The sequence below is a fragment of the Pseudomonas sp. NFACC32-1 genome (genome assembly GCF_900101215.1).
Taxonomy (GTDB): Bacteria; Pseudomonadota; Gammaproteobacteria; order Pseudomonadales; family Pseudomonadaceae; genus Aquipseudomonas.
Genome location: NZ_FMUL01000009.1, coordinates 150280 through 176109 on the forward strand (window position 1 = coordinate 150280; position 25830 = coordinate 176109).

Consider the following 25830-nt stretch of genomic DNA (forward strand, 5'->3'; position numbering starts at 1 on the left):
AGGCGTGGTGACGGTCGGGCGTCGCGAAGGCGAGCATCGACAATCCATCAGGATCAGGACCCGCCCCTGGATGTCAGTTGCCCCCCTCCCCGATCGGCTGCAGCGCCCCGGAGGGCTCAGGCTTTTTTGCGAAGAGTCGCTGGGGCAACAGGAAGTAAGCCAGCGCCGGCAGCAGGATCAGGGCGCCGAGCATGTTCACCAGGAACATGAACGCCAGCAGGATGCCCATGTCGGCCTGGAACTTGATCGGCGACCAGGCCCAGGTTGCCACGGCGATGGCCAGGGTGATGCCGGTCAGCAGCACCACCTTGCCGGTGAACAGCAATGCCCGGTAGTACGCCTCGGACAACGAGGCGCCGGCGCGCATGTGCACCAGGATGATGCTCAGCACGTAGAGTGCGTAGTCGACGCCAATCCCCACGCCCAGGGCGATCACCGGCAAGGTGGCCACCTTGACGCCCATGCCGAGTCCGACCATCAGCGCCTCGCAGAGAATCGACGTGAGCACCAATGGCAGCACCGCGGCGAGTACCGCGCGCCAGGAGCGGAAGGTTACCCAGCAAAGCAGGACAACGGCGCCATAGACCCAGAACAGCATCTCGCGCATGGCCTTCTTGACCACGATGTTGGTGGCGGCCTCGATCCCGGCGCTGCCGGCGGCGAGCATGAACTTGACGTCCGGCAACTGCTGCCGGGCGATGAAGGCTTCGCTGGTTTCCACCACCCGTTGCAAGGTGTCGGCCTTATGGTCGGCCAGGTACACGTAGAGCGAGAGCAGCGAACAGCCCTGGTTGAACAGTTCTCGGGGCGCCCGGGTCTGTACCGCGCCAAGGGCGCCGTCGTTGGGAATCAACTCGTACCACTTGAAGTTGCCCTCGTTATAGCCGGCGGCGGCGATCTTGCTCAGGGCGGCCATGGAGTTGGTGGACTCCACGCCCGGCAGTTGTTCCAGTTGCCAGGCCAGGGAATCGACGGCAGCCAGGGTCGGATAGCGGGTGCACTGGTCTTCCGGAGTTTTCACCATCACCACGAAAATGTCCGAACTGGCCGCATAGTTTTGCGTCATGAAGGCCGCATCGCGGTTATAGCGTGAGTCCGGCCGCAGTTCCGGCGCGCCGGGATCCAGGTCGCCCACCTTCAATTGCAGGCTGACGGCGAACCCGCCCACTGCCAGCGCCAGGCCAACCAGGCAGGCCGCGCACGCCCAGGAACGCTGGGTGAACAGATCGAGAAAGCGCCAGAACGGATGCCTGACGCTCGCAGCCAACTCGGCCGTTTCCGTGCGCAGGCTGCGTGCCGCCGCCTTGGCACCGACCCCGACATAACTGAGCAGAATCGGCAGCAGGATCAGGTTGGTGAAGATCAGCACCGCCACACCGATACTGGCGGTGATCGCCAGGTCCTGGATCACCTGGATCTTGATCACGATCAGCACGGCGAAGCCCACGGCATCGCAGAGCAACGCGGTCATGCCAGCGGCGAACAGACGACGGAAGGTGTAGCGCGCGGCAATCACCCGGTGGGTGCCACGACCGATGTCCTGCATGATGCCATTCATTTTCTGCGCGCCATGGCTCATGCCGATGGCGAATACCAGGAAGGGAACCAGCGCCGAATAGGGATCCAGGTCGTAACCGAGGCTGGCGAGCAGGCCGATCTGCCAAAGCACAGCCACCAGCGAGCAGAGCACCACCAATGCCGTGCTGCGCGCACAACGGGTGTACCAATAGAGCACCGCCACCGTCACCAGCACCGCCACCACGAAGAACAGCAGCACCTGGGTCAGGCCGGCGATCAGGTCGCCGATGATCTTGGTGAACCCTGTTATATGGATCTGGATCCGCGCGCTCTGGTACTTGTCGCGCAACGCTTCCAACTGCCGGGAGAACTCGCCGGCGTCCAGCGCCTTGCCGGTCGCCGGGTTGATCTCCAGCAACGGCACGAAGATCACGCTGGACTGAAAGTTGGCCGCCACCAGTTGGCCGATCTCGCCGGAACGGGCGACGTTGGTGCGCACCTCGTCCAGGCTGGCCGGCGAGCCGTCGTAGCTGTCCGGGATCACCGTGCCGCCATCCAGTCCCTCTTCGGTCACGGCGGTCCAGCGGGTGGTCGGTGTCCACAATGACTTCATATAGGGCTTGTCGACACCGGGCAGCAGATAGATTTCGTCGTTGAGCCGGGCCAGGGTGTCGAGGTAGTCCTTGTCGAAGATACTGCCGTCCTTGACCTCCACGGCGATGCGGATCGAATTGCCCAGACCGCTCAGTTCGCTGCGTTGTTCGAGGAAATGGGCGACATAGGGATGGGACGTCGGGATGGTCTTCTCGAAACTGGCATTCAACCCGATCTTGCTGGCCTGGTAACCCAGTACCAGGGTCGCCAGCAGGCAGAGCAGGATGACCCAGGGCCGGTGATTGAAGATCGCCCGCTCGCCCAGGTTGCCGGAGCGCGGGTCGAAGTCCTCCAGGCGGGCGGTCACCACTTGCTGTTCGAGGGCGGGATTATGGTCGTTCACGTCAGGCTCCGAATACGGCCACGAGGGCTCAGGCGAGTTGTGTTCAGCGTTGCGCCGGGGAAAGGTCGGGATCGAGGCGGGTCACGCCGCCCAGGCCGACGCAGATCAGGCTGCCGTCCGGAGCCGCCACCAGACCGGCGACCGAAGTGCCGGCCGCAGCGGCCAGGGGCCGGAAACGACTGCCGCCACCGGGGCTGAGCAGCAGGTCACCGCCCTGGCTCGCCAGGACCGATGCGCCATCACCCAGGCGGGTCGAGGCGGACAAGGCCGACTCCAGGCCGGTGTCCATGCGTCGCCAGCTAGCCCCCTGGTCGCCCGACCAATACGCATTGCCTCGCAGCCCGAATACCAGCAACTCGCCGTTGGCGCTGCCCTGCACGCCGAAGAAACTGCCGGGGTAAGGTGACTCCAGGGAGTGGAAGCTGGCCCCGTCGTCCGTAGAACGCAGCAGCAGGCCTCGCTCACCGACAATGAACAACGCGCGACCGGCCGCCCGGATGCCGTACAGGTTCAGCCCTTCGGGGTTGTCGACCTGTTGCATCCAGGGCTGCCAGTTCTGCCCTCCGTCCTGGGTCCGCAGGATGAGGCCATAGGCACCCACCACATAGCCATTGCGCGCGTCGCTGAAGTACAGGTCGAGGAACGGCTTGTCCGGACCGTCCGCCACCAGCCGTTCGGCGTCCTTCAACCGCTGGGCGTCTTGCCGTTGGCGGGCCAGAAACAGCGCTTGCTGCGCGGCTTCGATGCCGTCCAACTGCCTGGTCCAGGTTTCACCGCCGTCGCGGCTGTGCAGCACCACCCCCATGTGGCCGACCGCCCAGCCCTGCTGCGGATCGACGAACTGCACCGCCGTCAGGCTGACGCTGACCGGCACCTCGGCCTGGCGCCAGCGCTTGCCGGAGTCGTCGGAGAGCAGGACGATCCCCCGCTCCCCCACCGCCACCAACCGTTCGCCCGCGCGGGTCACCGCCAGGAGCACGGCACGGGGTGCTTTGGCGCTACGCATGGCCGGTTGATCCAGCAACACGGGTGTGGGACTGGCCAGCGTCCAGCCCGATACCAACAGCAAGGTCAGCATCATGCTCAACAACCGGGCCGCCGACCGCCCTCGCCTCAGTGAAAATGTCCCGATCATGTCCGCTCCCGTCACTGCATGAAAATTATCCAGCCCCCAGCCAGGCGCACCGCTGCCCAGGCAGTGGCGCGCCTTGCAATGCCTAGCGCGAACTGTCGTTGGCCATGGCATCGGGGGTGAAGAACGAAGCCGACGGACGCGGATAACTCTGGTACTGCACATCCAGGTCGTTGGCCGAGGAGTTCAGGAAGTAGGCGCCGGTTTCCAGGTTGTAACTGCCCCATTGCATCTGCGCGGTCAGTGCCGGCATCTCGGGGGCCAGCAGGGTCAGCGAGTAGTTATGCCGTCCCAGCTTGCCCTGGGCGTCGTAACCGTCGACCAGCAGCACTTGCCAGGAATCCTCATCCACGTAGTAGGTGCGCTTGGGCACGACGTGACGCTTGCCTTCGCGCAGGGTGGCGCTCACGACCCAGACCCGATGTTTCTCCCAGCGCACCAGGTCGGGATTGAGGAAGCCCGGCTTGACCAGGTCGTCACTCCTGGCCGCTGCGCAGCGGTTGTTGTTGTACGGCACCAGCAGTTCTTTCTTGCCTTCCAGCTTCAGGTCGTAACGGTCGGTCGGGCCGAAGATCATGAAGGCTTCGTCGAAGAAACCGACGCCGGAGGTGACGAAGTCCGGAGTGTCATAGGCGATGTTCGGTGCGCGCCGTACCCGGCGCTGGCCGACCAGGTACTGCCAGGCAGCACGTTTTCCAGGATCCATGTCCCAGTGGGTCATCAGGCCTTCGCCCGCCTTTGAAGAGGGCAATTCCGTGGACAGCTTGCCGATCCGGAATTTGCCGGCGAACGTTTCGAGGCTGCCTTCCTTGAAGTAGTACGGATCCTGGTACCAGAAACGGGCCCGGGTAGCCTGGATCTTCTTGCCGCCGGCGGTCATCAGCCAGGTGTCGAACGGCGCATAGAAGGTGTCGGCGCCCTGCCAGGACAATCGATAGTTCCACAGGGCCTCGGTACCGTTCTGCGGCAGCGGGAACGGAATCCCGCCGTAGGCACCGCTGACTTTCTCGGTTTCCACATCAACGGTGGCCCGGGTCGCGTTCTGCAGGGTGTTGTCATATACCCACTGCGGGGCGGCGGCACTGCGGTGGGTCGGATAGACGTCCAGGCGATAGCCCGGGTATTTCTGCATCAGGGCCTTGGTGCCCTCGGCCAACAGGTCGGAGTATTGCGCCATGTTCGCGGCGCTGACCGAATACAGCGGTTTCTCGGAGGCAAATGGATCGGCGCGTTTGTCGCCGTTCTTGTAACCGGCGGGCACCTGGGTGTAGCCGCCTGTCCATGCCGGGATGCTGCCGTCCTTGTTGCCTGCACGCTCGGCGCCCATGGGGGTGAGGTCTTTGTTCAGTCGTGCCGCCTGCTCGGGGGACACCGCCGCGTGCACGAAACCAGTGCTCGACAAGGCAATGACCAGGGCCGCAATACGCAAGGAAAATAGGCTTTGCATGGAAAATGAAACCTCTTATTAGAATGTGGTTTTCACGTACACGGACACGAAATCGCGGTCGGCCAGGGACTGCGCGTAGCTGAAGTTGCCGTCCTCGCGCAGCCCGGCGCCGGTCTTGCCGAAGAAGTTCACGTAGTTGACGCCGAAGTCCCAGCGCTGCAGGTAGGTGGCCTTCAGCCCGATACTCCAGTCACCGGCGTGGGTATTGCCGAAGCCGGACTTGCTCACTGCCGATGAATGTCCATCGAGCACCACGCCAAAGCCCATGGGAACGCTCACGTCCAGCGCATCCGCCACCTGGAAGTAGGCAGGCTCGGCCAGCACCCGCAGCGCGGTGGCATCGCGGGTGGTGTTGGAGTCCAGGGCCGCGCGGTTTTCAGTGACACTGAGGGTCCGGTTCCAGGCCAGCTCGGCGAGGACCGAACCTCCGTCCCACAGCGCGTTGGGTGGCAGCAGGTAGATGGTCGACAGATTGACGTGGGCGGTCTTGCCTTTGGCGTAAAGCGCATCGCCACTGTTGTCCGCCGCGGTCCCGGGCGTCACCACTTGCAGGTTGCTGACCAGGGGCGCGTCCCAACGCACCGAGGTCTCGCCGGCGAAGTTGAACGGGCCATACGCGGTCGAGAAGCTGACGCCCACGGTCTTGATGTCTTCGGCATAGACCTGGCGATAGGCGCCCAGGATCGGCAACCCGGTGGCAGCCGCCGCCGCGCCGTCGAGGTAGGCATAGAGCGCGCTCGGGGCCTTGTCATGATACTGGGCGGCATAGAAACCCAGTTCCAGTTCGGTGCCGTCGGGCTTGTAGCGCAGTTGCATGCCGCCCTGCCCCGAGTTCCGCGCCTCGATATCGGACGCATGCACGGTGGTATTGCCGAACACCTGGGTCCAGTCCCCGGAGCCTTCGCCGATACCGTCGTTGTCGCTCAGATAGCTGCCGGCACCCGGCAGATTGGAACGCTCCCACTCGAACTGGTAGTACGCCCCCACCGACAACTGCGGATTGATCTGCAATTGCCCGGACACCTGGTTGACCGGGCGCAGGATTTCCTTGAACTGGGTTCCCGGAACACTGAGCAACTTGACGACGTCGGTGGGGCCCTGGGCGGCGGCGATACCGTTGCCACCGTAGAACAGGCTCTCGCCGTAGATCAGGCTATGGCGCCCCAGGCGCAGCGTTCCCTGGCTCGAATCGCCGACATTGCCTCGCAGGAAGACAAAGGCATCGAGCAACTCGGCGTCGCGCCCGTGCAGTTCGCGGGTATCGTCGAGAAAATGCGGGTTGGCGCTGTCGTCGGTGTCCTGGTTATAGATGTCGTCGTACCAGGCCGCCCCACTGATCCGCAGGCCATAGTTTTCCCGGCTCAGGTCCATTTCACTGAACAGGTCCAGGCGATTGGAGACCAGGCCACGGCTGAAATTGCGATCGCCCTGGCTCTGGATCGAAGGATACAGGCCGCCCGCCGTCGGTGCGTTGATCAGCTTGTCGTCGGCACCGTGCAGGCGCCAGGCCTGGCTGTACTTGATGGTGTTGTCCCAACGCAGGCGCCATTCACTGTCGCCCAGATCTATCTGCGCCGCCTGGGACTGGGAAGCCAGGCTGGCCAGGCAGGCCGACAGCGCCAGGGCGGAACGCTTGAAACCCGGGTTGTAACGAAAGTTGCTCCGAGAGTTGCGCATGGTGTTCCTCATTGTTCTTGTTGTGGGAAACAGGTTCTTGGATCGACCTCTGGCCGGCACCACCGGCAAGGGCTGCACGTCAAAACGCGGCAAGCGGTACCTCGTTCAGATGTAGGTGGAGGCCAGCCCGCCATCGACAGGCAGGTTGACGCCGTTGATCCAGCGCGACTCATCGGCGCACAGGAAGGCGATGACGGCCGCCACCTCATCGGCGTAGGCCGGACGTTTCATGCGGTGGGCATCGGCCGCGACGCGCTCCTGGCCGAGCATGCTGACGAAGTCACCGAGGATCGGCGTGAACACCGGGCCGGGGGCCACGCTGTTCATGCGCACCGAGGTCTGCATGAACCAGGGCTGGGCCTGCAGGTAGGTCCAGACGATCAGGGCTTCCTTGAAATACTGGTAGCAGCTGTCAACCGGCACCGGATGTCGAGCCAGCCAGGCCTCGCCTTCGCCATACCCCTCGGTGCGCGCCAGGGCCCTGTGCAGTTCCAGCCGTTGTGGCCACTGGGCGCCGAGGATCGAGGCGACGTTGACGATGCTGCCCCCGGCACCGATGCGTGGCAGCATCGCCGTGCACAGATAACGCAGGCCCAGATAATTGACCTGGGCGACCAGATGCGGATCGGCAGTTCCCGGCACCCCGGCGATATTGCACAGGCCATCGAGAGCCTGCGGCAATTGGCGCACGGCGGCATCGATGGCTGTGGGATGGCTGAGATCGGCCTGGATGAAACCGTCCAGGCTCAGGTTGGGCTCATTGCGATCCATGCCGATCACAATGGCTCCGTGGGCACGCAGGGTTCGGGCTGTTTCGGCGCCTATGCCGGAGGAGACTCCGGTCACGACGATCCTCTTGTTGGTCAGCTTCATACGGGTTTCCCGATTCGCGCTTGTGCTGTGCCAGGGGGGCGCCAACCAAGCCATGTTGTTATTGCCGAATTAGTTAAACTCGGTAACTAGTTGTAGCAAGCGATATGCCATCTAACGGAAATGACACAGCGACCGCTCAAGCACGGGACATTCAGCGAATCAGGGGAATGACAGCGGAGAAACCGAAGCGGAACAGGACCAGGAAAAGTGATGATTTCATCAAATTCATGCTGCACTATGCAGATTATGATTATTCCTATTAAGGATTGGCGATGGCAGACAAGCTGATTTCCCTGGCGGAACTTTCTCGCGGAGCCCAGCAAAAACCGGTGCGCGGGGCCAGCGAGCAACTGCCCCCCGGCGCCGCGCCTACCCTGCAGGACCTGACGGAGTGCCTGCTGTTCAGCCCCGGCGATGGCCGCATCTGGCTCAATGGTGCACGCATGCTGTTGATGCACAACAGCGGCATCGGTGCATTGCGCCGGGAACTGATCGAAAGCATGGGCCTGGCCCGGGCCCGCGGCATCATGCTGCGCACCGGCTACCACTGCGGCGCCCGGGACGCAGCGCTGATCAAGGAGCGTTTCCCCGAAGCCGATACCCTCGCCCTGTTCGCCGCCGGCCCGGTGATCCACGCCATCGAAGGGGCCGTCAAGGTCGAACCGGTACACTTCGAATTCGACATGAACCTGGGGACCTATTACGGCGAGTTCCTCTGGCATCACTCCAGTGAGGACGATGAACACATCGCCCAATACGGCATCGGCACCGAGCCGGCCTGCTGGATGCAGACCGGCTACGCCACGGGCTACACCTCGGCGATGGTGGGCCGGTTGATCGTCTACCGCGAGGTCGAATGCCGTTCCACCGGCTCGAATATCTGCCGCCTGATCGGCAAGCCCGCCGAAGAATGGGAAGACGCGGAACAGGACCTGGCCGATCTCAGCGCCGAACCCTTCGTCAGCAGCAGCGGACGCAGCACGACACCCCGCGACGCCGCCGGCAGCGGCACCCTGCCGGCGAACCCGCAAGCCGATTCGGGGCCGGCCCAGGACGGCGACATGGTGGGCATCTCCTCTTCCTTCAACGCCGCCTGTCACATGCTGCGCAGGGTCGCGCCTACCCAGGCGACCGTGCTGTTCACCGGTGAGTCCGGGGTCGGCAAGGAAATGTTCGCGCGGATGCTGCACCGCATCAGTCCGCGCCATGACGCCCCGTTCGTGGCCATCAACTGCGCGGCCATTCCGGAAAACCTGATGGAGTCGGAACTGTTCGGAGTCGAGCGCGGCGCCTTCACCGGTGCGACCCAGTCACGCGCCGGCCGCTTCGAGCGCGCCAACGGCGGCACGCTGTTCCTCGACGAAATCGGTACCCTCAGCCTGGTGGCCCAGGGCAAGTTATTGCGCGCCCTGCAGGAAGGCGAAGTCGAGCGGGTCGGCGGCAGCCGCACCCTCAAGGTCGATGTGCGAGTGGTGGCCGCTACCAACGTCGATCTGCGTGCCGCGGCGCAGCGAGGGGAATTTCGCGAGGACCTGTTCTTTCGCCTGAATGTGTTTCCCATCCACTTGCCGCCACTACGCGAGCGCAAGGAAGACATCCCGTTGCTGATGACGCACTTCCTGCATCGTTTCACGCGCCTGCATGGTCGCCAGATCAGTGGTTTCACGCCGCGCACCGCCGACACCCTGCTGGCCTACGACTTTCCAGGCAACATCCGGGAATTGCAAAACCTGGTCGAGCGCGGTGTGATCAGTGCGCCGGATGGCGGTGCGATCGACCTGGCCCACCTGTTCACCAGCGGTGAACGCCTGGCCCAGCCGATGTTTTCCATCGGCACCCGCGGCCAGTTGGCAGCGGCGCCGAACGACTCGCCCTCGTCTCAGCGCCCTATCCCAGCGCCCGTGCCTGCCGATGCAGGTATTGAGGCGATCCAGGCCTTGTTCGGTGGCAAGGACCTTAGCCGACTGTCATTGCAGGAAATCGAAGACACGATGATCGACCATTGCCTGAAAGAGGTGAAAGGCAACGTCTCGGAAGCGGCCCGCCGCCTCGGCCTGACCCGAGCCCAACTGTCTTATCGTCTGTCCCGGCGCCCAGGCGGCAATTGAGCTTGCCGCGGGATTGGCCTACGCCTTCGATAAGGGTGAGTGCTGGATGAAACAACGGCCGAACATGTCGAGGGCGACGTCGACCCGCTGGCTGATCTGCTCGTCGCTCCAGTGCTGCTGGATGCCCAGGGTGAACAGCTTGAGGGGCTGTGAAATCAACAAGGCGTCGATCAATTCGATCGCAGGTTCCACATCACGGGCCGCCAGCAGTCCCTTGCCGGCGGCCTTGCCCAACCAGCCCCGCAACAGGCTCAGGCAGCGCTCGGCGCCCTCCTGGTACCAGATCCTGGCGATACCTGGCGCGTTCTCACGTCCCTGGGCCGCCATCAGATAAAGGCCCAGCGCCAACGGCGACAACGTCAGGCGTGCCCACAGCGTCAGGTACATGCGCAACTCACTGAGCAGGTCCTCGGCGCAATCGATGCCGCTTTCCAGCAGCAGTTCGAGGGTCGACAAATCCCGGGCCACCAGTTGCGACAACAGCGCTTCCTTGCTTTCCACCAGCAGGTAGACGGTCTTTTTCGAGACTCCGGCGGCACGGGCGATGGCGTCCATGGTGACATTGGCAAAATTGCCATTGCCGACCGCCTCCGCCGCCGCATCCAGCAGCAGGCTCATCTGCTCCTGGCGACTGCGAACAGGCGGTCGGCCTCGACCGCGCCTGACGGTCTGCAAGGTGCTTTCAGGCATAAGCGCTCTCGTTCTCCTGCACTGCCCTGCCATGAAACGCCTCGCGCAGGGCATCCTCTATCGACTGCCAGGCCTCATGGGCCGAAGCGTCCGGTCCCAGATGGGTGAACATATGGTCGCAACCTTGGAACATCTTCGCGTTCACCGAGACACCGGCCTGACGCAACTTTTGCGCATAGGCGTCACCCTCGGCGCGCAGGATATCGTACTCGGCCGTGATCAGGGTCGTGGCGGGCATGCCCTTCAACGCCTCGACCGTTGCCAGCAATGGCGACGCCAGAGGGTCCTGGGCCTGGGCTGGATCGCTCAGGTAGCAGCTGTTGAAGAAACGCACCAGGCCCGCGCCAAGCAGCGGCTTGTCCAGGGGCGAATGCTTGAGTGACGGGGCCTGGAGCAAATCCAGGACCGGATAATCGATGATTTGATGCACCACCCGCAGCCCTTGGTGCCCCCGCGCCAGATTGGCCACGCCGGTGGCCAGGTTGCCGCCAGCGCTGTGCCCGCCGACAGCGATACGCTGGGGGTCGATGCCCAGGTCCGCAGCCTGTTCGGCCAGCCATTCGAGCACCCTGAAACTCTGGCGCAGGCCGGCGGGAAACGGATGTTCGGGCGCCAGGACGTAATCCAGGTTCACCACCAGGCACCCAAGGTTATGGGCCAGTCGGCGGCAGTAACTGTCGTCATGTTCGGGCACGCCGGCCACGAAACCGCCGCCGTGCAGGTTCAGATACACCGGTAAAGGGCTTGTGTACGTAACAACCGGCCAATAGAACAATGCCCGTGCCGGCCCCCAGGCCGTCGGGATATCGACTTCGTCCACGCTGCGCAGCGGATGCTGCGCCGGATCGTACGTGAACCTGGCTTTCATGCGCTTGGCCAGGGCACGCAGCAGCTTGGCCTTGAAGCTTTTCAATACGCTCATGATCAGGCTCCCTTCGCGGCTCACTCGGCCGTCAGCAATTGATCCAGCAATCCGTGAATCATTGCGCCGTAGGGTGCGCGCATCGCCAGGTTCGACTCACCGATCGGGCTCTGTACCACCACCGCCTTGGCATGGCTGAAGGTACGGAATCCGTAGACGCCATGATAGGCGCCCATGCCGGAATGGCCGACACCACCGAAAGGCAGCGCCTCGAACAGCACATGGCTCATGACATCATTGATCACCACCGCGCCTGATGTGGTGCGCTTGAGCACCTGCTGGCGCTCGTCGGCATCCTCGCCGAAGTAATACGCCGCCAGGGGGCGTGGACGACTATTGACGTAGTCGATTGCGCTGGCGAAGTCGCGGTAGGTCTTGATCGGCAATAACGGCCCAAAAATCTCGTCGTGCAGGACCTGCATGTGCTCGCTGGGATCGAGTACCAAAGTCGGGGCGATCTTGCGAATCTCGCGATCGGCCAGGTCTTCCTGGGCCGGATTCATCTCGATCAGCCGAGCCCCCTTGGCCCTGGCGTCGGCGAGATAACCGTGCAAGCGGTCGAAGTTGCGCGGGTTGATGATAGAGGTGTAGTCCGGATTGTCCCGCAACGTCGGGTACAGGGTGGCTACAAATCGCAGCGCCTCTTCGACGAAGTCTTCGAGCCACTCTTGCGGCAACAGCACATAGTCCGGCGCCAGGCAGATCTGGCCGGCGTTGAAGGTCTTCACCGTCAGCACTCGCTGGACCGCCATAGCCAGATCGGCGCTGCGCGAGACCAGCACGGGCGATTTGCCGCCCAGCTCCAGGGTCACCGGCACCAGGTTCTCCGAGGCGGCCCGCATGATGTGCCGAGCCACTGACGTACCGCCGGTGAAGATCAGGTGATCGAACGGTTGTGCACTGAACAGCGCCCCGACCTCAGCGTCGCCCAGTACCGTGCTCAATTCGTTCTCGTGGAAATAGCGGCCCACCAGCTCACCGATCAGCGCCGAGGTGCGCGGGGTCAGCTCCGAGGGCTTGAGCATGGCGCGGTTGCCGGCGGCGAAAATGCTCGCCAACGGCCCGAAGGCCAGCACGATGGGGAAATTCCACGGACTGATCACCCCGACCACGCCCAGTGGCTGGTACTCGACCCGGGCCTGGCATCCGGGAAACGGGGCCGGATGGGATTGCGGCTGCATCCATTGAGCCAGGTATTCACGGCAGTGCTTGAGGCTGGCCACCGAACCGGCGATATCGGACAACAGGGTTTGCTCGCGGCTGCGATTGCCGAAGTCCGCAGACACCGCAGCGACGATGGCCTCACGGTTGTCCAGCAACAAGGCAATCGCCCGGTCGAGGCGATCACGGCGCAATTCCAGGCTCGCCGGCCCCTCGTCCAGGTGAGCTTGCTTCATTCGTGCGAGTGCTGCCGACAGTTGTTCGGCACAAGACGTCGTGGCGGATTGGCTGGTGATGCTCATGGTGTGGGTGCCTGCTGATTGATTGTTATTAGACAGTACTAAATACCGGGCGAGCGGACGCCGCTGTCGGCTCGCGGGCCGAGTATGACAAAAAAATCAACAAAGGAAACCCTTCAGTTTCTTTATTTGACGACACCTGTGAACGTGCCTTATAGCCAATGAAAACAGGAATATCGAGAAGAAATGACAGGTACGTTGCCCGTTCTGGCGACGCACCTGATATGAAATAGAAGCAAGGAGAAAAGCTGCACCTTCAATGCATATAATTAATTTATATAACTATTTTTTCTTGCATCAAACGGGCGGTCTCAACCGGTGAAATGCCCAGGATGAGCCTTCTCGCAAGCGTTCAAAAGCACGCTGATCCAGCGGATCTGCCGGGTGAGGTCCTGGACCTTCTCCTCGGGCATGGTTTGTCGCGCGCGGGTGAAACCCGCCAGGGTGCGCTGCTTGCGGCGCAGCGCGCGCTGCCACTTGTCCAGGAATGCCGGCGTACGCGCCTGCATCAGCAAGGGGCCAAAATACAATTCTTCATCGGTATAGATCACCGGTCCGGTACGATCGGCGACGATGATTTCGTAGTCGAAACGATTTTCCCGCAAGGCTTCCTCACACAGGATCCGGTAGTCGTTTCGCATCAGCCACTGGCGCAGCGGTTGTTCGCCGCCGTTGGGTTGCAGGATCAGCCGCTCCTGGCCGTTAAGGCGTGCCTTGCCGTCCTCGAGAATGTCGCGGATGGTCTCGCCGCCCATGCCGCAGAGGCTGATCGCGCTGATCCCGTCCTGCGCTTCGATGGCTGCCAGGCCATCGGCCAGGCGCACGCAGATTCGCGTCTGCAGGTCATTCTCGTGCACGGTGCGCATGGCCGCGCGATACGGCGTCAGTGCCACTTCACCGGCCACCGCCGCGACGATAGCGCCACGACGCATCAACGCTACCGGCAGGTAGCCGTGGTCCGAGCCGATATCGGCCAGGCGTGCGCCGGCCGGCACATGCGCGGCCACCCGTTCCAGGCGCGTGGACAATGTCTGCTCGTTCAACCCACCGCTCCTTTGCGTGATCGTCGGCCCGGTTGACCGGATCGGGGGGCGCAATTGTGTCGGGCAATGCAGCGCATTTCAAATCCAACTGACGGAGTCGGGCTACCGGCCCGAGCAGGCAAAAAAAAACCCCGTTACCGAGGCCGGTACGGGGCTAAGGGAATTGGTTGGTTGCGGCCAACCAAAGGAGCACAGACAAAACGTTCGGGCCGGTCAGATGCAATCCTGTGCGGCGCGTTCAAAACTCGATGGCAGCAGGCTCGAAGCCAGCAGCCGGCGTTCGTAGATGAATACCTTGCCGCCATTTCCAGCCTTGTAGGCTTCCAGCACGTTGTCCGCCGCGACCTTGCTCGGCACTACGATCCGGTAGCTGCGCTGGGTTTGCGAAACGGTCGGGTTCAAGGTGCTGCTCTGCAGCTTGGGCACGACGCAATCTGCGTATTCGGCCGGTGTCTTCTCGGTCGTCAAGGTCAGGGACGGATCGTTCGGTGCGGACGCACAACCGGCGAGCAACAGTGAGGCCATCGCCATGGCGGGCATGAATAAAGAGCGCATCGGGCTTTCCTGGAAATGAAGTCTGGTTCGTTATGCGATGGAGGCGATTGTCCTTGGATCGACAACGAAGCAGAACTTGCTTTTCTTGATGGTCACTATCACTTCAAGCAATAGTTATGGCGTAGACCTTCCCGGCCGACTGCTATTCAATCGTGACGTTGGCTCGGGCACGGTCATGGACCGTGGCTGAGTCGTCCATATTTGCGGCCTGCCGTGATCGCCGCTAGCAAACGATGAGGTCCGTCCCATGAATGAAACGTCCTACACACCTCCGAAAGTCTGGACACACGAAGCCCCCTCAGGCGGTCACTTCGCCAATATCAATCGACCCGTCGCAGGGCCCACCCATGAGAAGACCCTGCCCGTCGGCAAGCATCCGTTGCAGCTTTATTCCCTGGCCACGCCCAACGGCGTGAAAGTGACCATCCTGCTGGAGGAGCTGCTGGCACTTGGGCATACCGGCGCGGAGTACGACGCCTGGCTGATTCGCATCAACGAGGGCGACCAGTTCTCCAGCGGCTTCGTCCAGATCAACCCCAACTCGAAGATCCCGGCCCTGCTGGACCGTAGCGTCGAGCCGTCGATCCGTGTCTTCGAATCGGGCTCGATCCTTCTTTACCTGGCGCAGAAGTTCTCGGCGTTCCTGCCCACCGACCTGGCCGGGCGCACCGAAACCCTGAACTGGCTGTTCTGGCAAATGGGCTCGGCGCCCTACCTGGGCGGAGGCTTCGGCCATTTCTATGCCTATGCACCGGAGAAACTCGAGTACCCCATCAACCGCTTCACCATGGAAGCCAAGCGCCAACTGGATGTGCTGGATCGTCGCCTTGCCGAAAGTCGTTACCTGGCCGGCAATGATTACACCATCGCCGATATCGCGGTCTGGCCGTGGTATGGCCAACTGGTGCGCAACAATGTTTATTCGGCTGCCGAGTTCCTCAGTGCCCACGAATACACCCATGTGCAGCGCTGGGCGGAAGAGATCGCCAAGCGGCCGGCGGTGATCCGGGGACAACGGGTCAACAGGACCTGGGGCGATGAGGCGAGCCAGGTGCCGGAGCGGCATGACGCACGGGATCTGGGCTGACCTGCCTCGCAGGTCCGGGGGCACGTCCCCCGGACCGAGAGCGGTCAACGCTTAGGCTGTACGAAAACTCTTGAGACGAAGGTCAGGCAAGGCTGTGTTCAACGCAGCGTTTTCAGCTCTGCCCCTCGCAGTTGACCATCCAGGCAATCCCGAAACGATCTTCGAACATGGCGAAACGCTCCGCCCAGAAGGTCTTCGCCAACGGCATCTGTACGTTGCCACCCGCGCTCAAGCCATGGAACAGGCGCTCGGCCTCGGCAACGCTGTCGACATTGAGGGATATCGATACACCCTGGGGTTTTTGAAAGGGCTGGCCCGGTGGGCAATCGGAAGCCATGATGCTGAAATCGCCCACCGTCAGGCAGGCATGCAGGATCATGTCCGGGTCCTTGGGCACGCCCGCCTCCTGCGGCGCGTCGGCGAAAGACATGGAAAACACCTCGCCGCCCAGCACCTCCTTGTACAAGGCAAAAGCTTCCTTACAGTGACCATTGAAACCCAGGTAGGGAATGATTTTCATGGCGTAACTCCTGTTGTCGGTTTTCACGATTGACGGGACACCCGGGCTCGCAAGCGTTCTTCCTGCTCGCGCAACTCAGGTGTAAAGGTCTCGCCAAAATCCTCGGCTTCGAAGATCTGGCGTATTTCGATTTCGCTGTCGCTGATCATTGGGTTCGGGCAACGCTTGACCCAATCGATCGCCTCTTGCAACGACTGGACCTGGAAAATCCAGAAGCCGGCAATCAGCTCCCCGGTGTGGGCAAAGGGTCCGTCGACCACCGTCCGGTCCTGCCCGGAAAACCGCACGCGCACCCCCTTGGCGCTGGGGTGCAGACCTTCGGCGGCGAGCAGGACGCCTGCCTTGACCAGTTCCTCATTGTAGGCCCCCATGGCCGTCAGCAAGGCTTCGCTGGGCAGTTGCCCGGCTTCCGATTCCGGGCTGGCTTTTACGATCACCATAAATCGCATGGTCTTATCTCCTGGTGGCAGATAAGCCGTCCTTGTGGCGGCTCCATGGATAATCGAACGGCAACGGATGGAATCGACAGCGATGAAGTTTATTTTTCTGGCAATCGCTGCGATGGGCGATCGTGGCAGCCCGGACCTCGAGGGATCCGGAGCATGTTCCATTGATGGCAGCCATGGGGCCAGAGCTGTCAGGCCTTGCGAATCCGCTCCACCAGCCGCGCCTGGAGCGCCCTGAGTTCTTCGGCCTCGGCCTTGCCCCTGCCGTGTTCGCCCGCCTGCAGGCCTTCCCAGCGAGGGATGATGTGCATGTGAATGTGATAGACCGTCTGCCCGGCCACCGCACCGTTGAATTGCGCGATCTGGACGCCATCGGGCTGCAGCTCGTCGACGATGATTCGCGTCAGGTACTGCACGGCCGACATCATCGCGCTCAGCACGGTGGGTTCGACCTCCAGGATGTTGCGGGCCCGGGACGCCTTGGGAATGACCAGGACGTGGCCGGTGGACTGGGGAAAGATGTCCAGGAAAGCCAGGACCTGGTCGTCTTCGTAGATTTTGTAGCACGGCGCGTCGCCGCGAAGGATCAGGGCAAAGATGTTCTGTGGATCGTATTGACCGTGGAGGCTCATGCTCGCTCCTTCAATGAGCTGGGGGGTGGCATCGGCATCGGCCGACCGGAAAATGGCTGGGCTGCCCGAGGCTTCGGCGCAGGGGCAACGTCCTACTGTAGTTCGATATCCCGGCGATAGTCGGATTACCGCAGAGGCCCGTTGACTATAACCGAGAAACAGCAGATCCAGCCCCCATGACCGCCTCGGCCGATCCATGCCCGCAGTGGCCTGTGTGGCCAATTCGAGTACTCGGATTAACCGTACAGGCCTCTAGCGAACCCGCACGAACTCGGCGCTCACCCGCCCGCCGTCCGGGCGTGTAAAGCTTTCGAACATCCGCTCGCCTTCCACCTTGAGTTGCAGCTCCTGTTTCGTGCGAACGCTGCCGACCCAATTCGGGAACGTGGAGCCCTCCACACGGTTGCCCGAAAAAAGCCCCTGGGCGTCCACGGTATAGGTGCCGAAGAAACCGATGCTCGAGGCCATGGCGCGCCGGTTCTCCTCATCCTTGCCATTGCCGCGTACGTCTGATTCAAAGCGTGGGGCCTGGCCATTGGTGAGCACCTCGACAAAGTGCATGTCGGCGGTGAAGACCAGCATGCCCTGGGGATGCTCGCCATAGGGCCGTTCGATGCGACCGTCGCGTTCCAGCGTGGCGGACACCATGCGCCACGTGCCGGCGATTTCGTTGGGGCCAGCCGGCCACAGGCGTTCACTGGCACCAACGGCCCCGGCCGCGACGAGCAGAAGCGCAGGCAGCCACTTCATGGCTTGTCCGCCGTCAGGGTCAGGGCTCTTTGCGCCATCAGGTCGTCCAGCCGAGCGGTCAGTGCCTGATGGATGTGCTCGAATGCCGTGCTGCCCAGCGCAATGCGGCGCCTGGGCCGGGCCGAATCCGCCACCTGGATGATCGCCTCGACCGTGCGCTCGACGTCTCCCTTCACTTCGAACGTTCCGCCGGACAAGGCCCGTCGCATCTCGCCAGCCGGCGTCGCATCGTAGACAGGGAGCGGCGTCGCGTGATCCAGGCCCTGGCCGAAGCCGGTCTCGGTCGGCCCCGGTTCGGCAATGACGACGTCGATGCCAAACGGGGCGACCTCTTGCGCGACCGCATCAAGAAAGCCTTCGATGCCCCACTTGGTGGCGTGGTACAGGCTGAAGTTGGGATAGGCCACCTGACCGCCCTCGGAGGACACCTGCACGATCCGCCCGCCGCCTTGGGCCCGCAGATGAGGCAGCGCCGCGCGCACCAGCTGGATCGAGGCGCTCAGGTTGGTGGCGATCTGGCGCTCGATCTGCGCATCACTGGCCTCCTCCGCGGCGCCGAACAACCCGTAGCCCGCGTTGCTGACCACCGTGTCGATGCGCCCGAAAGCCTGGAAGGCGTCGTCCAGCGCTCGACGCAAGGCGTGCGTGTCGGTGATATCGAAAAGCGCGACACGCAGCCGGTCTGCCGCCATCCGCTGGAGCGCTTCGAAGGCAGTGGCCCGTCGCCCGCAAGCCACCACCCGGTCGCCTCGCTCCAGCAGCTTGCGGGTCATGGCCCAGCCAATCCCGGACGACGCACCTGTGATCAACCATGTCTTCATCGGTAGCTCCTCTTGGGGTTTGTCCCGAGTATATGAAGCCGGATCGCCTACAATAAGCCTCACCAATACGAACGAGCTGGTTAGAAATATTCACCAATGGCCGATATCAGTCTTTCCGATCTCAAGGTTTTCGCTCACGTGGCGCACCATCGCGGTTTTCAGAAGGCCGCCGACGCGCTGGGCGTATCTCGGTCCTCCCTCAGCCATGCCATCAAGGGACTCGAGCGGCGTCTTGGCGTACGCCTTCTGCATCGCACCACCCGCAGCGTGGCTGTGACCGAGGCAGGCGAACAATTGCTGTTGCGCTTGAACCCGCTGTTGCGGGAACTGGACGACGTGCTGGATGCGGTCAGCCATGGTCAGGACGAACTGGTCGGCACCCTGCGTATCAACGCCAGCAAGGGCGGCGCGCGATGGTTGCTCAAGCACGTGGTCCCGTCGTTCCAGCAGCGTTACCCTCGTGTCGCGCTTGACCTGGTGGCCGAAGGGCAACTGGTGGATATCGTGGCCGAAGGTTTCGACGCCGGCGTGCGCCTGGCTGAATCCGTTCCCAAGGACATGATCGCGGTGCCCTTCGGCGGCGACGTCCGGTTCGTGGCGGTCGCTGCGCCGGGTTATATCCAGGCGTTTGGCCTGCCCGTGACGCCGAACGACTTGATGGCCCACCGTTGCATTCGCCAACGCCTGCCCAGCGGGAAGCGCTATCGCTGGGAGTTTGAACAGGGCAATCGGCAACTCGCACTGGACGTGCCCGGCACGCTGTGCCTGGACGACAACGACCTGATGGTCGAGGCGGCTTGCGCTGGCTTGGGGATCGCCTTCGTTCCGGAGCCCTTCGCCCGCCCGGCCTTGAATGACGGCGCGCTGGCCCTGCTCCTGGACGACTGGACGCCTGCCTCACCCGGCCTGTGTCTCTATTACGCCGATTTCCGCCATGTGCCCGCGCCACTGCGAGCATTCATCGAAGTGGTACGCGAGGCAACGCAGCATTAGCCATGCGCCGATACCCATGCACGCTATGAACCGGGAGCATGCCAGGCATGCTGCCATCTGGATTCATTCCAATTCGAAATAACCCCTATAACTAAAGAAACTGATCAATAACCGCCTGTCGCCTATCTTGAAACACACTTCAGTGCTGTCGCCTTGGTCAGGAACATTGGAACCAAGCCAGGTGATCGCGGACGAGCGCTATCCGCAGGATACGGATCGAGCCGTACGTCCACGCTGATTGGGGTGAATGACGAGGCGATATGGAGATCACGCAAAACAACCGGCTGGTGCAGGTCGACAGTCCCCTCGGCGGCGATGTCCTGCTGCTCAGGAGCATGGAAGGCAGTGAAGAGTTGGGGCGTTGTTTCCACTATGAGCTGGATCTGACGTCCGATGATCGGGCGATCACGTTCGATCAGTTACTGGGCAAGCCCATGGGCCTGACCCTGGAACTGTATGACGGGGCCAAGCGCTACTTCCATGGCATTGTCTGCAGCTGCCGCCAACTGGCCGGCCATGGCCAGTTCGCCGGTTACCGGGTCAGCCTGCGACCCTGGTTCTGGTTGCTCACGCGCACCTCGGACTGTCGGATCTTCCAGAACAAGACGGTGCCGGACATCATCAAGCAGGTGTTGCGCGACCTCGGTTTCTCCGACTTCGAAGACAGCCTCAGCGGCAGCTATCGTGAGTGGGAATACTGCGTTCAGTACCGCGAGACCAGCTTCGATTTCGTCAGTCGACTGATGGAACAGGAGGGTATCTATTACTACTTCCGCCATGAGAAGGCCCGTCACGTCCTGGTGATGGCCGATGCCTATGGCGCCCACTCCACGGTGCCGGATTACGCGTCGGTGCCCTTCTACCCGCCTGACCGGCAGATGCGCGAGCGCGACCATTTCTACGATTGGCAACTGGCGCGGCAAGTGCAACCCGGCTCCCTGGCGCTGAACGACTACGACTTCTCGCGGCCCCGCGCCAGCCTCGAGGTGCGTTCAAGCGTGCCGCGCAGCCATAGCAACAGCGACTACCCGCTCTACGACTATCCCGGTGAATACCTGCAGAGCAACGACGGCGAGCACTACGCTCGTACCCGTATCGAGGCCATTCACAGCCAGTTCGAGCGGGTGCAGCTGCGTGGCCGCGCCCGCGGGCTCGGCGCCGGTCACTTGTTCAAGCTGAGCGGCTATGAACGAACGGACCAGAATCGCGAGTACCTGGTGGTGGTCGCCCGTTATCAGATCCGCCAGGAACCTTATGAAAGCGGCCAGGCTGACCTGGGCGAACAGTTCACCAGCGAACTGGATTGCATGGACGCCAGCCAGGCCTTCCGCCCTCTTCCCCTGACACCGATGCCCATCGTCCGCGGACCGCAGACGGCCGTGGTGGTCGGTCCCGGTGGCGAGGAGATCTGGACCGACCAGTATGGTCGGGTCAAGGTGCATTTCCATTGGGATCGCCATGACCAGTCCAACGAAAACAGCTCCTGCTGGATCCGGGTGTCCCAGGCCTGGGCCGGCAAGAACTGGGGATCGGTGCAGATTCCGCGGATTGGCCAGGAGGTGATCGTCAGCTTCCTCGAAGGCGACCCGGATCGGCCGATCATCACCGGTCGGGTCTACAACGCCGAGCAGACCGTACCTTACAAGTTGCCGGCCAACGCGACCCAGAGCGGCGTGAAGAGTCGCTCAAGCAAGGAAGGCTCGCCGGCCAACTTCAATGAAATCCGCATGGAAGACAAGAAAGGCGCGGAGCAACTGTTCATCCATGCCGAGAAAGACCAGGACATCGAGGTAGAAAACGACGAAACCCACTGGGTCGGTCATGACCGCAGCAAGACCATCGACAACGACGAAACCGTTCACGTCAAGCACGACCGCACCGAAACGGTGGACAACCACGAAACCATCACCATCGGCGTGGACCGGACCGAGAAGGTCGGCAACAACGAAAAGATCAGCATCGGCGTCAATCGTACCGAGGATGTCGGCAGCAACGAGACCATCACCATTGGCGCGGACCGCACGGAAAGAGTCGGTGCCAACGAAAAGATCTCCATCGCCAGCAATCGCACCGAGGACGTGGGTGGCAACGAGACCATCGGCATCGGCGGCAACCGCAACGAGACAGTCCAGGGCAATGAAGGCATCGAGATCAACGGAAACCAGAGTACCCGGATCGGCCAGAACGAATCACGGGACGTCGACCAGAACCGCAACAGCAATGTCCGGCAGAACGACAGCCTGGACGTCGGCAAGCATTTTTCCCTCACTGCCGGCGATTCCATCACCCTGACCACCGGGGCAGCCAGCATCACCATGAAGAAGGACGGCACCATCCTGATCAAGGGCAAGAATATTACCCTGGATGGCTCCGGCGCCATCAATATCAAGGCCAACAAGAATGTGGTCGTCAAAGGCCAGAAGATTTTGCAGAACTAGCCACGGAGTGGGCGCCATGACCGTCGAATACCACCTCCCCGTTTCCTCGACATCCACCCCGACCCGGGTGGACGGCGTCGTGATTGGCGTGCTGCTGGATGTGCCCATGGCGGACGCTCCGGTGGTGGCCTTCGCCGGCTGCCCCGTTGACACAGGCCTTGCCGCACGCACCACCACCCCACTCACTCGCGATGACATCGGCGCCCAGGTCGCGCTGATGTTCGAAGCCGGGGACGTGGCCCGTCCGCTGGTGGTCGGGCGCATCCAGCGCTTGCAGGAAACCGTGACGCCGGCGATCGCCCATCTGGACGGAGAGCGCCTGGAGTTCAGCGCAGAACGGGAAATCGTCCTGCGCTGCGGCAAGGCCAGCATCACCCTGACCCGCGCGGGCAAAGTGATCATCCGCGGCACCTACCTTTCCAGCCGCTCCAGCGGGGCCAACCGCATCAAGGGCGGCTCGGTGCAGATCAACTAGAGGCCGCAGCCCATGGAATTGCTCAACGCCAGCAAACTGGCTGCTGCCTATACCCTGGGCATGGGGAGCGACGGTCGCGAATCCCTGGTCGTGGTGGCCAAGGGCACTTTCAACCTGCCACTGGATGGCCGCGTCGCGTCCCTGGCGGATGCCCAGCAGCCGCTGTTGATGGCCGATACCTTCCTGGGCGAGCCGGGGCTCAGCGCGCCGCTGCAGGAGATGGACTTCGCCCCGGTCAAGCCATGCTGCGATGTGCTGGTGCGCGGCAAGGCCTATGCACCCGCAGGCCGGCCCGTGACACAGTTGACCGCAGGCATTCGCATCGGCCGGGTCAGCAAGGCTTTTTCCGTGCTCGGTCCTCGGCAATGGCAGCAGGGAATAATGGGCGTTGCCCCAGGCGCGCCGCAGCCCTTTGTCGAGCAGGACATCTCCTACGCCCAGGCCTTCGGTGGTGCCCACCCCACGCAGAACGCCCCCGAAATGATGCGTTGCTATCCGCACAACCCGAGCGGTTGCGGTTGGTACCCCAGCGACATCGACAGTACTGGTATCGTCGCAAGACCGATGCCGAACACCGAGGAACTGGGCAAGCCGATCGACAGCCCCTCGGGGGACTTCCGGCCCATGGCCCTCGGCCCCATCGGGCGTAGCTGGCCGCAGCGGGGCCGTTTCGCCGGTACCTATGACGACGCCTGGTTGGCGGACTGCTTTCCGTTCCTGCCAGGGGATTTCGACAATCGCTACTTCCAGGCCGCCCCCGAGGACCAGCAGGCCGACTATCTGCGTGGCGGCGAAGATGTGCTGCTGCTCAATCTCACGCCTCAGGAACGCGCAGGCTTTCGCATTCCCGAGATGGATGTGCCGGTCACCTTCTTCCTGAAAAAAGGCGGCCACGAGACGGTGCGCGGGGTGATCGATACCCTGCTGATCGACACGGACGCTCGCCAGGTACAGTTGACCTGGCGTGTATCCCGGCCCCTGCGGCGCAATCTGTTCGAGATCGCCCAGGTGCTGGTCGGAACGATGCCTGCGGGCTGGTGGCGCGCCCGGGAGCTGGGCAAGGATTATTACCCATCGCTCCGCTCCCTGGTCAAAACCAGGCAGGCTTTCGAGGAGACAGACGGATGAGCGCGCTGTGCATCATCGGTTCGGGCATGGTCAGCGCGGTCGGCCTCAGCGCACCGGCGAGCTGCGCGGCGATCCGTTGCGCCATCGACAACTTCCAGGAGACCCGCTTTATCGACCGTGGTGGCGAGTGGCTGATCGCCGCCGGCGTGATGTTGGAGCAGCCCTGGCGGGGTCGCGCCAAGCTGATCAAGATGGCCGCCCGCGCCATCGCCGAGGCACTGCAGAGCGCTCCCGGCATCGATCCGCAGCAGACGCCCCTGCTACTGGGCCTGGCGGAAGCCGAGCGCCCGGGTCGCCTCGATGGCCTGGACAACAGCTTGCTGCAGGCCATCGAGACCGAGCTGGGCCTGCGCTTTCATCCTGACTCCTGCATCATCGCCCGTGGCCGGGTCAGCGGTGCCGTGGCCCTGCTCGATGCGCGCACGCTGATCTACCAGGGGGGGCATCGCCATGTACTCGTCGCCGGGGTGGATTCTTTTCTCGCCGCACCGACCCTGGACGCCTTCGAAGACCGCCAGCGCCTGCTCACCAGCCAGAACTCCAATGGTTTCATCCCTGGTGAAGGCGCCGCCGCTGTGGTGTTGACACGCCCTGTCGCCAGCACAGAGCCGCAATTGACCTGCATCGGCCTGGGGTTCGGGATGGAAAAGGCCACGGTGGAGGCCGAAGACATGCCCCTGCGCGCCGAAGGCCTGAGTCAAGCCATACGCGCGGCCCTGGGCGAAGCCGGCTGTGGGCTGGAACAGATGGATTATCGGCTCACCGACATTTCCGGAGAACAGTACTACTTCAAGGAGGCCTCTCTTGCCTTGGGCCGTACCCTGCGGGTGCGCAAGGAGCACTTCCATCTCTGGCATCCGGCCGACTGCATCGGCGAAGTCGGCGCCGCCATCGGCCCGGCCATGCTCGCCGTGGCCCTGGCCGCCAGCCGCAAGGGATACGGCGATGGCCCGAATATCTTCTGCCATCTGGGCAACGACGCCGGCGAACGTGCTGTCGCCCTGCTCAGTTACCAGACAACGAGGGCTGCCTGATGGCGAACGAGGTCTACGCCAACAATATGGAAATATCCTGCAAGGCGGCGGACGGCAAGTCGGTGGCCTGCTTCCCGGACGTCTGTTTCACCCCGCCGCAAACCGCCGCCACTCCACTGGGGGTGCCTATCCCCTACCCCAACACCGGCTTGGCCAAGGACACCACCCGGGGCTCGCGAACGGTGAAGATCAGTGGCAAGGAAGTCATGCTCAAGGACAAGAGCTACTTCAAGACCAGTTACGGGGACGAGGCTGGAAATGCGCCGAAGAAAGGCATCATCACCAATAAAATCAAGGGAAAGGTGTATTTCACTGCCTGGTCGATGAATGTGAAGTTCGAGGGCGAGAACGTCGTCCGGAACATGGACCTGACCACCCATAACCACGGCTCGACGGCCAACACCCTGGCGTGGCCGTACCTGGACGCGGTAGCCATGGCGGACCCCGAGAATCCGTGCGTCAAGTCCGGCACCGTGAAGAAAATCAAGGCGGCCTGCCCTCCGCCGGCCAAGTCATTGTCGCGCGGTGCCATCCCCGGCCCAGCCGACAACACAAGCCCGGAATGCTGTGAAGCACGCAAGTGCATGCTGGTGCCAAACTCGCCAAAGACCCGTTGTTCGAAATGTGGCGGGAAGACACCCCACCACCCGGTGCCGGTGGCTGACCTGTCGACTCCCCGCCCGATCAACCCCAAGACCGGCAAACTGAAAGTGCGCGGGGACGCCTTCGTTCCTACCTACGATCACAACAAGGCTCCCTGCGTCTGCGTGGAAGGCGCCGACCACAACTCCCGTGAGGGGCCGACCGAAAAGCTCATGCAACATGGTCGTATCGGTCGCGGCTACGTGGTCAAGCGCGATGCGATGTTGGGCGGGGCCGATGACTTCACCTACGCACAGATCAGCGACCTCGCAGCCCAGGCGGTCGCCGATGAGACTGGCTGCGACAAAGACTGCCTGAAGGCCCAGATCGACAAGGGGCACCAGGATCTGGGCGTAGGCCCGGAATCAGGCATGCGCAGGGGCGAAGTTCGCGCACCAGCCCTGGAGAAGAAGCCGAAGAATCCGGCCCCAATGATATAGAG

At 62.8% G+C, this 25830-nt stretch carries 23 protein-coding genes; 8 read left to right on the forward strand and 15 right to left on the reverse strand.

What is annotated here, in order from left to right; translation table 11 throughout:
- Positions 1–73: 73 nt before the first annotated feature.
- The 5 genes from BLP99_RS15840 to BLP99_RS15860 all read right to left on the reverse strand — a co-directional run bounded on the left by BLP99_RS15840 (position 74) and on the right by BLP99_RS15860 (position 7644).
- Positions 74–2515: an efflux RND transporter permease subunit gene (locus tag BLP99_RS15840; RefSeq protein ID WP_072391881.1), complete on the reverse strand. Its 2442-nt coding sequence runs from the start codon at positions 2513–2515 to the stop codon at positions 74–76.
- A gap of 43 nt (positions 2516–2558) precedes the next feature.
- Positions 2559–3596 (reverse strand): WD40/YVTN/BNR-like repeat-containing protein, encoded by a 1038-nt coding sequence (locus tag BLP99_RS15845; protein WP_176776512.1) that lies wholly within the window; start codon positions 3594–3596, stop codon positions 2559–2561.
- A gap of 136 nt (positions 3597–3732) precedes the next feature.
- Positions 3733–5094, reverse strand: coding sequence for a DUF1329 domain-containing protein (locus tag BLP99_RS15850; protein ID WP_072458908.1), 1362 nt, complete (start codon positions 5092–5094; stop codon positions 3733–3735).
- Positions 5095–5112: 18 nt separating this feature from the next.
- Complete coding sequence (locus BLP99_RS15855; RefSeq protein WP_092180872.1) at positions 5113–6771, reverse strand: DUF1302 domain-containing protein; 1659 nt, start codon at positions 6769–6771, stop codon at positions 5113–5115.
- Between the two features lie 105 nt (positions 6772–6876).
- The gene (locus BLP99_RS15860; RefSeq protein WP_072431245.1) at positions 6877–7644 is read right to left on the reverse strand and encodes a coniferyl-alcohol dehydrogenase; all 768 of its coding nucleotides are present in this window, start codon (positions 7642–7644) and stop codon (positions 6877–6879) included.
- 272 nt (positions 7645–7916) lie between these two features.
- Here BLP99_RS15860 and BLP99_RS15865 point away from each other — a divergent pair, with 272 nt between their 5' ends.
- Positions 7917–9752, forward strand: coding sequence for a sigma-54-dependent Fis family transcriptional regulator (locus BLP99_RS15865; RefSeq protein ID WP_092180875.1), 1836 nt, complete (start codon positions 7917–7919; stop codon positions 9750–9752).
- Positions 9753–9770: 18 nt separating this feature from the next.
- Here BLP99_RS15865 and BLP99_RS15870 read toward each other — a convergent pair whose 3' ends face one another.
- The 5 genes from BLP99_RS15870 to BLP99_RS15890 all read right to left on the reverse strand — a co-directional run bounded on the left by BLP99_RS15870 (position 9771) and on the right by BLP99_RS15890 (position 14422).
- A complete protein-coding gene (locus tag BLP99_RS15870) occupies positions 9771–10442 on the reverse strand; it encodes a TetR/AcrR family transcriptional regulator (protein ID WP_072431246.1) in 672 nt (223 codons plus the stop codon).
- Positions 10435–11364 carry an alpha/beta hydrolase gene (locus BLP99_RS15875; protein ID WP_092180878.1) on the reverse strand — a complete coding sequence of 310 codons (930 nt, stop codon included), beginning with the start codon at positions 11362–11364 and terminating at the stop codon, positions 10435–10437. The genes BLP99_RS15870 and BLP99_RS15875 overlap by 8 nt, the downstream gene beginning before the upstream one ends.
- Positions 11365–11384: 20 nt before the next feature.
- Positions 11385–12827, reverse strand: coding sequence for a coniferyl aldehyde dehydrogenase (locus tag BLP99_RS15880; RefSeq protein ID WP_072431247.1), 1443 nt, complete (start codon positions 12825–12827; stop codon positions 11385–11387).
- A gap of 308 nt (positions 12828–13135) precedes the next feature.
- The gene (locus BLP99_RS15885; RefSeq protein ID WP_083526349.1) at positions 13136–13867 is read right to left on the reverse strand and encodes a tRNA (adenine(22)-N(1))-methyltransferase; all 732 of its coding nucleotides are present in this window, start codon (positions 13865–13867) and stop codon (positions 13136–13138) included.
- Positions 13868–14080: 213 nt separating this feature from the next.
- Positions 14081–14422 carry a YajG family lipoprotein gene (locus tag BLP99_RS15890; RefSeq protein ID WP_092180881.1) on the reverse strand — a complete coding sequence of 114 codons (342 nt, stop codon included), beginning with the start codon at positions 14420–14422 and terminating at the stop codon, positions 14081–14083.
- A 247-nt stretch (positions 14423–14669) separates the two neighbouring features.
- On the opposite strand from BLP99_RS15890, the gene yghU reads away from it, so the two are divergent.
- Positions 14670–15509, forward strand: a complete 840-nt coding sequence (yghU, locus tag BLP99_RS15895; RefSeq protein WP_072391854.1) for a glutathione-dependent disulfide-bond oxidoreductase — start codon at positions 14670–14672, stop codon at positions 15507–15509.
- A gap of 112 nt (positions 15510–15621) precedes the next feature.
- Here the strand turns inward: yghU and BLP99_RS15900 are convergent, their stop codons facing one another.
- From BLP99_RS15900 to BLP99_RS15920, 5 genes are all read right to left on the reverse strand, one after another.
- Positions 15622–16029 (reverse strand): VOC family protein, encoded by a 408-nt coding sequence (locus tag BLP99_RS15900; RefSeq protein WP_072391851.1) that lies wholly within the window; start codon positions 16027–16029, stop codon positions 15622–15624.
- Between the two features lie 23 nt (positions 16030–16052).
- Positions 16053–16478, reverse strand: coding sequence for a YciI family protein (locus BLP99_RS15905; protein ID WP_072391848.1), 426 nt, complete (start codon positions 16476–16478; stop codon positions 16053–16055).
- Positions 16479–16666: 188 nt separating this feature from the next.
- Positions 16667–17107 (reverse strand): HIT family protein, encoded by a 441-nt coding sequence (locus tag BLP99_RS15910; RefSeq protein WP_072391845.1) that lies wholly within the window; start codon positions 17105–17107, stop codon positions 16667–16669.
- A 252-nt stretch (positions 17108–17359) separates the two neighbouring features.
- Positions 17360–17857 carry a lipocalin-like domain-containing protein gene (locus tag BLP99_RS15915; RefSeq protein ID WP_092180884.1) on the reverse strand — a complete coding sequence of 166 codons (498 nt, stop codon included), beginning with the start codon at positions 17855–17857 and terminating at the stop codon, positions 17360–17362.
- Positions 17854–18678: an SDR family oxidoreductase gene (locus BLP99_RS15920; RefSeq protein WP_072391838.1), complete on the reverse strand. Its 825-nt coding sequence runs from the start codon at positions 18676–18678 to the stop codon at positions 17854–17856. Before BLP99_RS15920 ends, BLP99_RS15915 begins: the two co-directional genes overlap by 4 nt.
- Positions 18679–18774: 96 nt before the next feature.
- Here BLP99_RS15920 and BLP99_RS15925 point away from each other — a divergent pair, with 96 nt between their 5' ends.
- The 6 genes from BLP99_RS15925 (at position 18775) to BLP99_RS15950 (ending at position 25828) form a co-directional block, all read left to right on the forward strand.
- Positions 18775–19671 (forward strand): LysR family transcriptional regulator, encoded by an 897-nt coding sequence (locus tag BLP99_RS15925; RefSeq protein ID WP_072391835.1) that lies wholly within the window; start codon positions 18775–18777, stop codon positions 19669–19671.
- 260 nt (positions 19672–19931) lie between these two features.
- Complete coding sequence (locus tag BLP99_RS15930; RefSeq protein WP_072431251.1) at positions 19932–22109, forward strand: type VI secretion system Vgr family protein; 2178 nt, start codon at positions 19932–19934, stop codon at positions 22107–22109.
- A gap of 16 nt (positions 22110–22125) precedes the next feature.
- Positions 22126–22584: a DUF6484 domain-containing protein gene (locus tag BLP99_RS15935; protein ID WP_072391829.1), complete on the forward strand. Its 459-nt coding sequence runs from the start codon at positions 22126–22128 to the stop codon at positions 22582–22584.
- Positions 22585–22596: 12 nt separating this feature from the next.
- Positions 22597–23712 (forward strand): DUF2169 family type VI secretion system accessory protein, encoded by a 1116-nt coding sequence (locus tag BLP99_RS15940; RefSeq protein ID WP_072458905.1) that lies wholly within the window; start codon positions 22597–22599, stop codon positions 23710–23712.
- The gene (locus BLP99_RS15945) at positions 23709–24746 is read left to right on the forward strand and encodes a beta-ketoacyl synthase N-terminal-like domain-containing protein (RefSeq protein ID WP_072458904.1); all 1038 of its coding nucleotides are present in this window, start codon (positions 23709–23711) and stop codon (positions 24744–24746) included. The genes BLP99_RS15940 and BLP99_RS15945 overlap by 4 nt, the downstream gene beginning before the upstream one ends.
- Entirely contained in the window at positions 24746–25828 is a 1083-nt protein-coding gene (locus BLP99_RS15950; RefSeq protein ID WP_083526348.1) for a PAAR-like domain-containing protein, read from the forward strand. Before BLP99_RS15945 ends, BLP99_RS15950 begins: the two co-directional genes overlap by 1 nt.
- Positions 25829–25830 lie beyond the last annotated feature (2 nt).

Bases quoted from the DNA above. Each gene is read 5' to 3' on its own strand.
- BLP99_RS15845 (WP_176776512.1), bottom strand. From the start codon at position 3,596: ATGATGCTGACCTTGCTGTTGGTATCGGGCTGGACGCTGGCCAGTCCC.
- BLP99_RS15850 (WP_072458908.1), bottom strand. From the start codon at position 5,094: ATGCAAAGCCTATTTTCCTTGCGTATTGCGGCCCTGGTCATTGCCTTG.
- BLP99_RS15855 (WP_092180872.1), bottom strand. From the start codon at position 6,771: ATGCGCAACTCTCGGAGCAACTTTCGTTACAACCCGGGTTTCAAGCGT.
- BLP99_RS15860 (WP_072431245.1), bottom strand. From the start codon at position 7,644: ATGAAGCTGACCAACAAGAGGATCGTCGTGACCGGAGTCTCCTCCGGC.
- BLP99_RS15865 (WP_092180875.1), top strand. From the start codon at position 7,917: ATGGCAGACAAGCTGATTTCCCTGGCGGAACTTTCTCGCGGAGCCCAG.
- BLP99_RS15870 (WP_072431246.1), bottom strand. From the start codon at position 10,442: ATGCCTGAAAGCACCTTGCAGACCGTCAGGCGCGGTCGAGGCCGACCG.
- BLP99_RS15875 (WP_092180878.1), bottom strand. From the start codon at position 11,364: ATGAGCGTATTGAAAAGCTTCAAGGCCAAGCTGCTGCGTGCCCTGGCC.
- BLP99_RS15880 (WP_072431247.1), bottom strand. From the start codon at position 12,827: ATGAGCATCACCAGCCAATCCGCCACGACGTCTTGTGCCGAACAACTG.
- BLP99_RS15890 (WP_092180881.1), bottom strand. From the start codon at position 14,422: ATGCGCTCTTTATTCATGCCCGCCATGGCGATGGCCTCACTGTTGCTC.
- yghU (WP_072391854.1), top strand. From the start codon at position 14,670: ATGAATGAAACGTCCTACACACCTCCGAAAGTCTGGACACACGAAGCC.
- BLP99_RS15900 (WP_072391851.1), bottom strand. From the start codon at position 16,029: ATGAAAATCATTCCCTACCTGGGTTTCAATGGTCACTGTAAGGAAGCT.
- BLP99_RS15905 (WP_072391848.1), bottom strand. From the start codon at position 16,478: ATGCGATTTATGGTGATCGTAAAAGCCAGCCCGGAATCGGAAGCCGGG.
- BLP99_RS15910 (WP_072391845.1), bottom strand. From the start codon at position 17,107: ATGAGCCTCCACGGTCAATACGATCCACAGAACATCTTTGCCCTGATC.
- BLP99_RS15915 (WP_092180884.1), bottom strand. From the start codon at position 17,857: ATGAAGTGGCTGCCTGCGCTTCTGCTCGTCGCGGCCGGGGCCGTTGGT.
- BLP99_RS15920 (WP_072391838.1), bottom strand. From the start codon at position 18,678: ATGAAGACATGGTTGATCACAGGTGCGTCGTCCGGGATTGGCTGGGCC.
- BLP99_RS15925 (WP_072391835.1), top strand. From the start codon at position 18,775: ATGGCCGATATCAGTCTTTCCGATCTCAAGGTTTTCGCTCACGTGGCG.
- BLP99_RS15930 (WP_072431251.1), top strand. From the start codon at position 19,932: ATGGAGATCACGCAAAACAACCGGCTGGTGCAGGTCGACAGTCCCCTC.
- BLP99_RS15935 (WP_072391829.1), top strand. From the start codon at position 22,126: ATGACCGTCGAATACCACCTCCCCGTTTCCTCGACATCCACCCCGACC.
- BLP99_RS15940 (WP_072458905.1), top strand. From the start codon at position 22,597: ATGGAATTGCTCAACGCCAGCAAACTGGCTGCTGCCTATACCCTGGGC.
- BLP99_RS15945 (WP_072458904.1), top strand. From the start codon at position 23,709: ATGAGCGCGCTGTGCATCATCGGTTCGGGCATGGTCAGCGCGGTCGGC.
- BLP99_RS15950 (WP_083526348.1), top strand. From the start codon at position 24,746: ATGGCGAACGAGGTCTACGCCAACAATATGGAAATATCCTGCAAGGCG.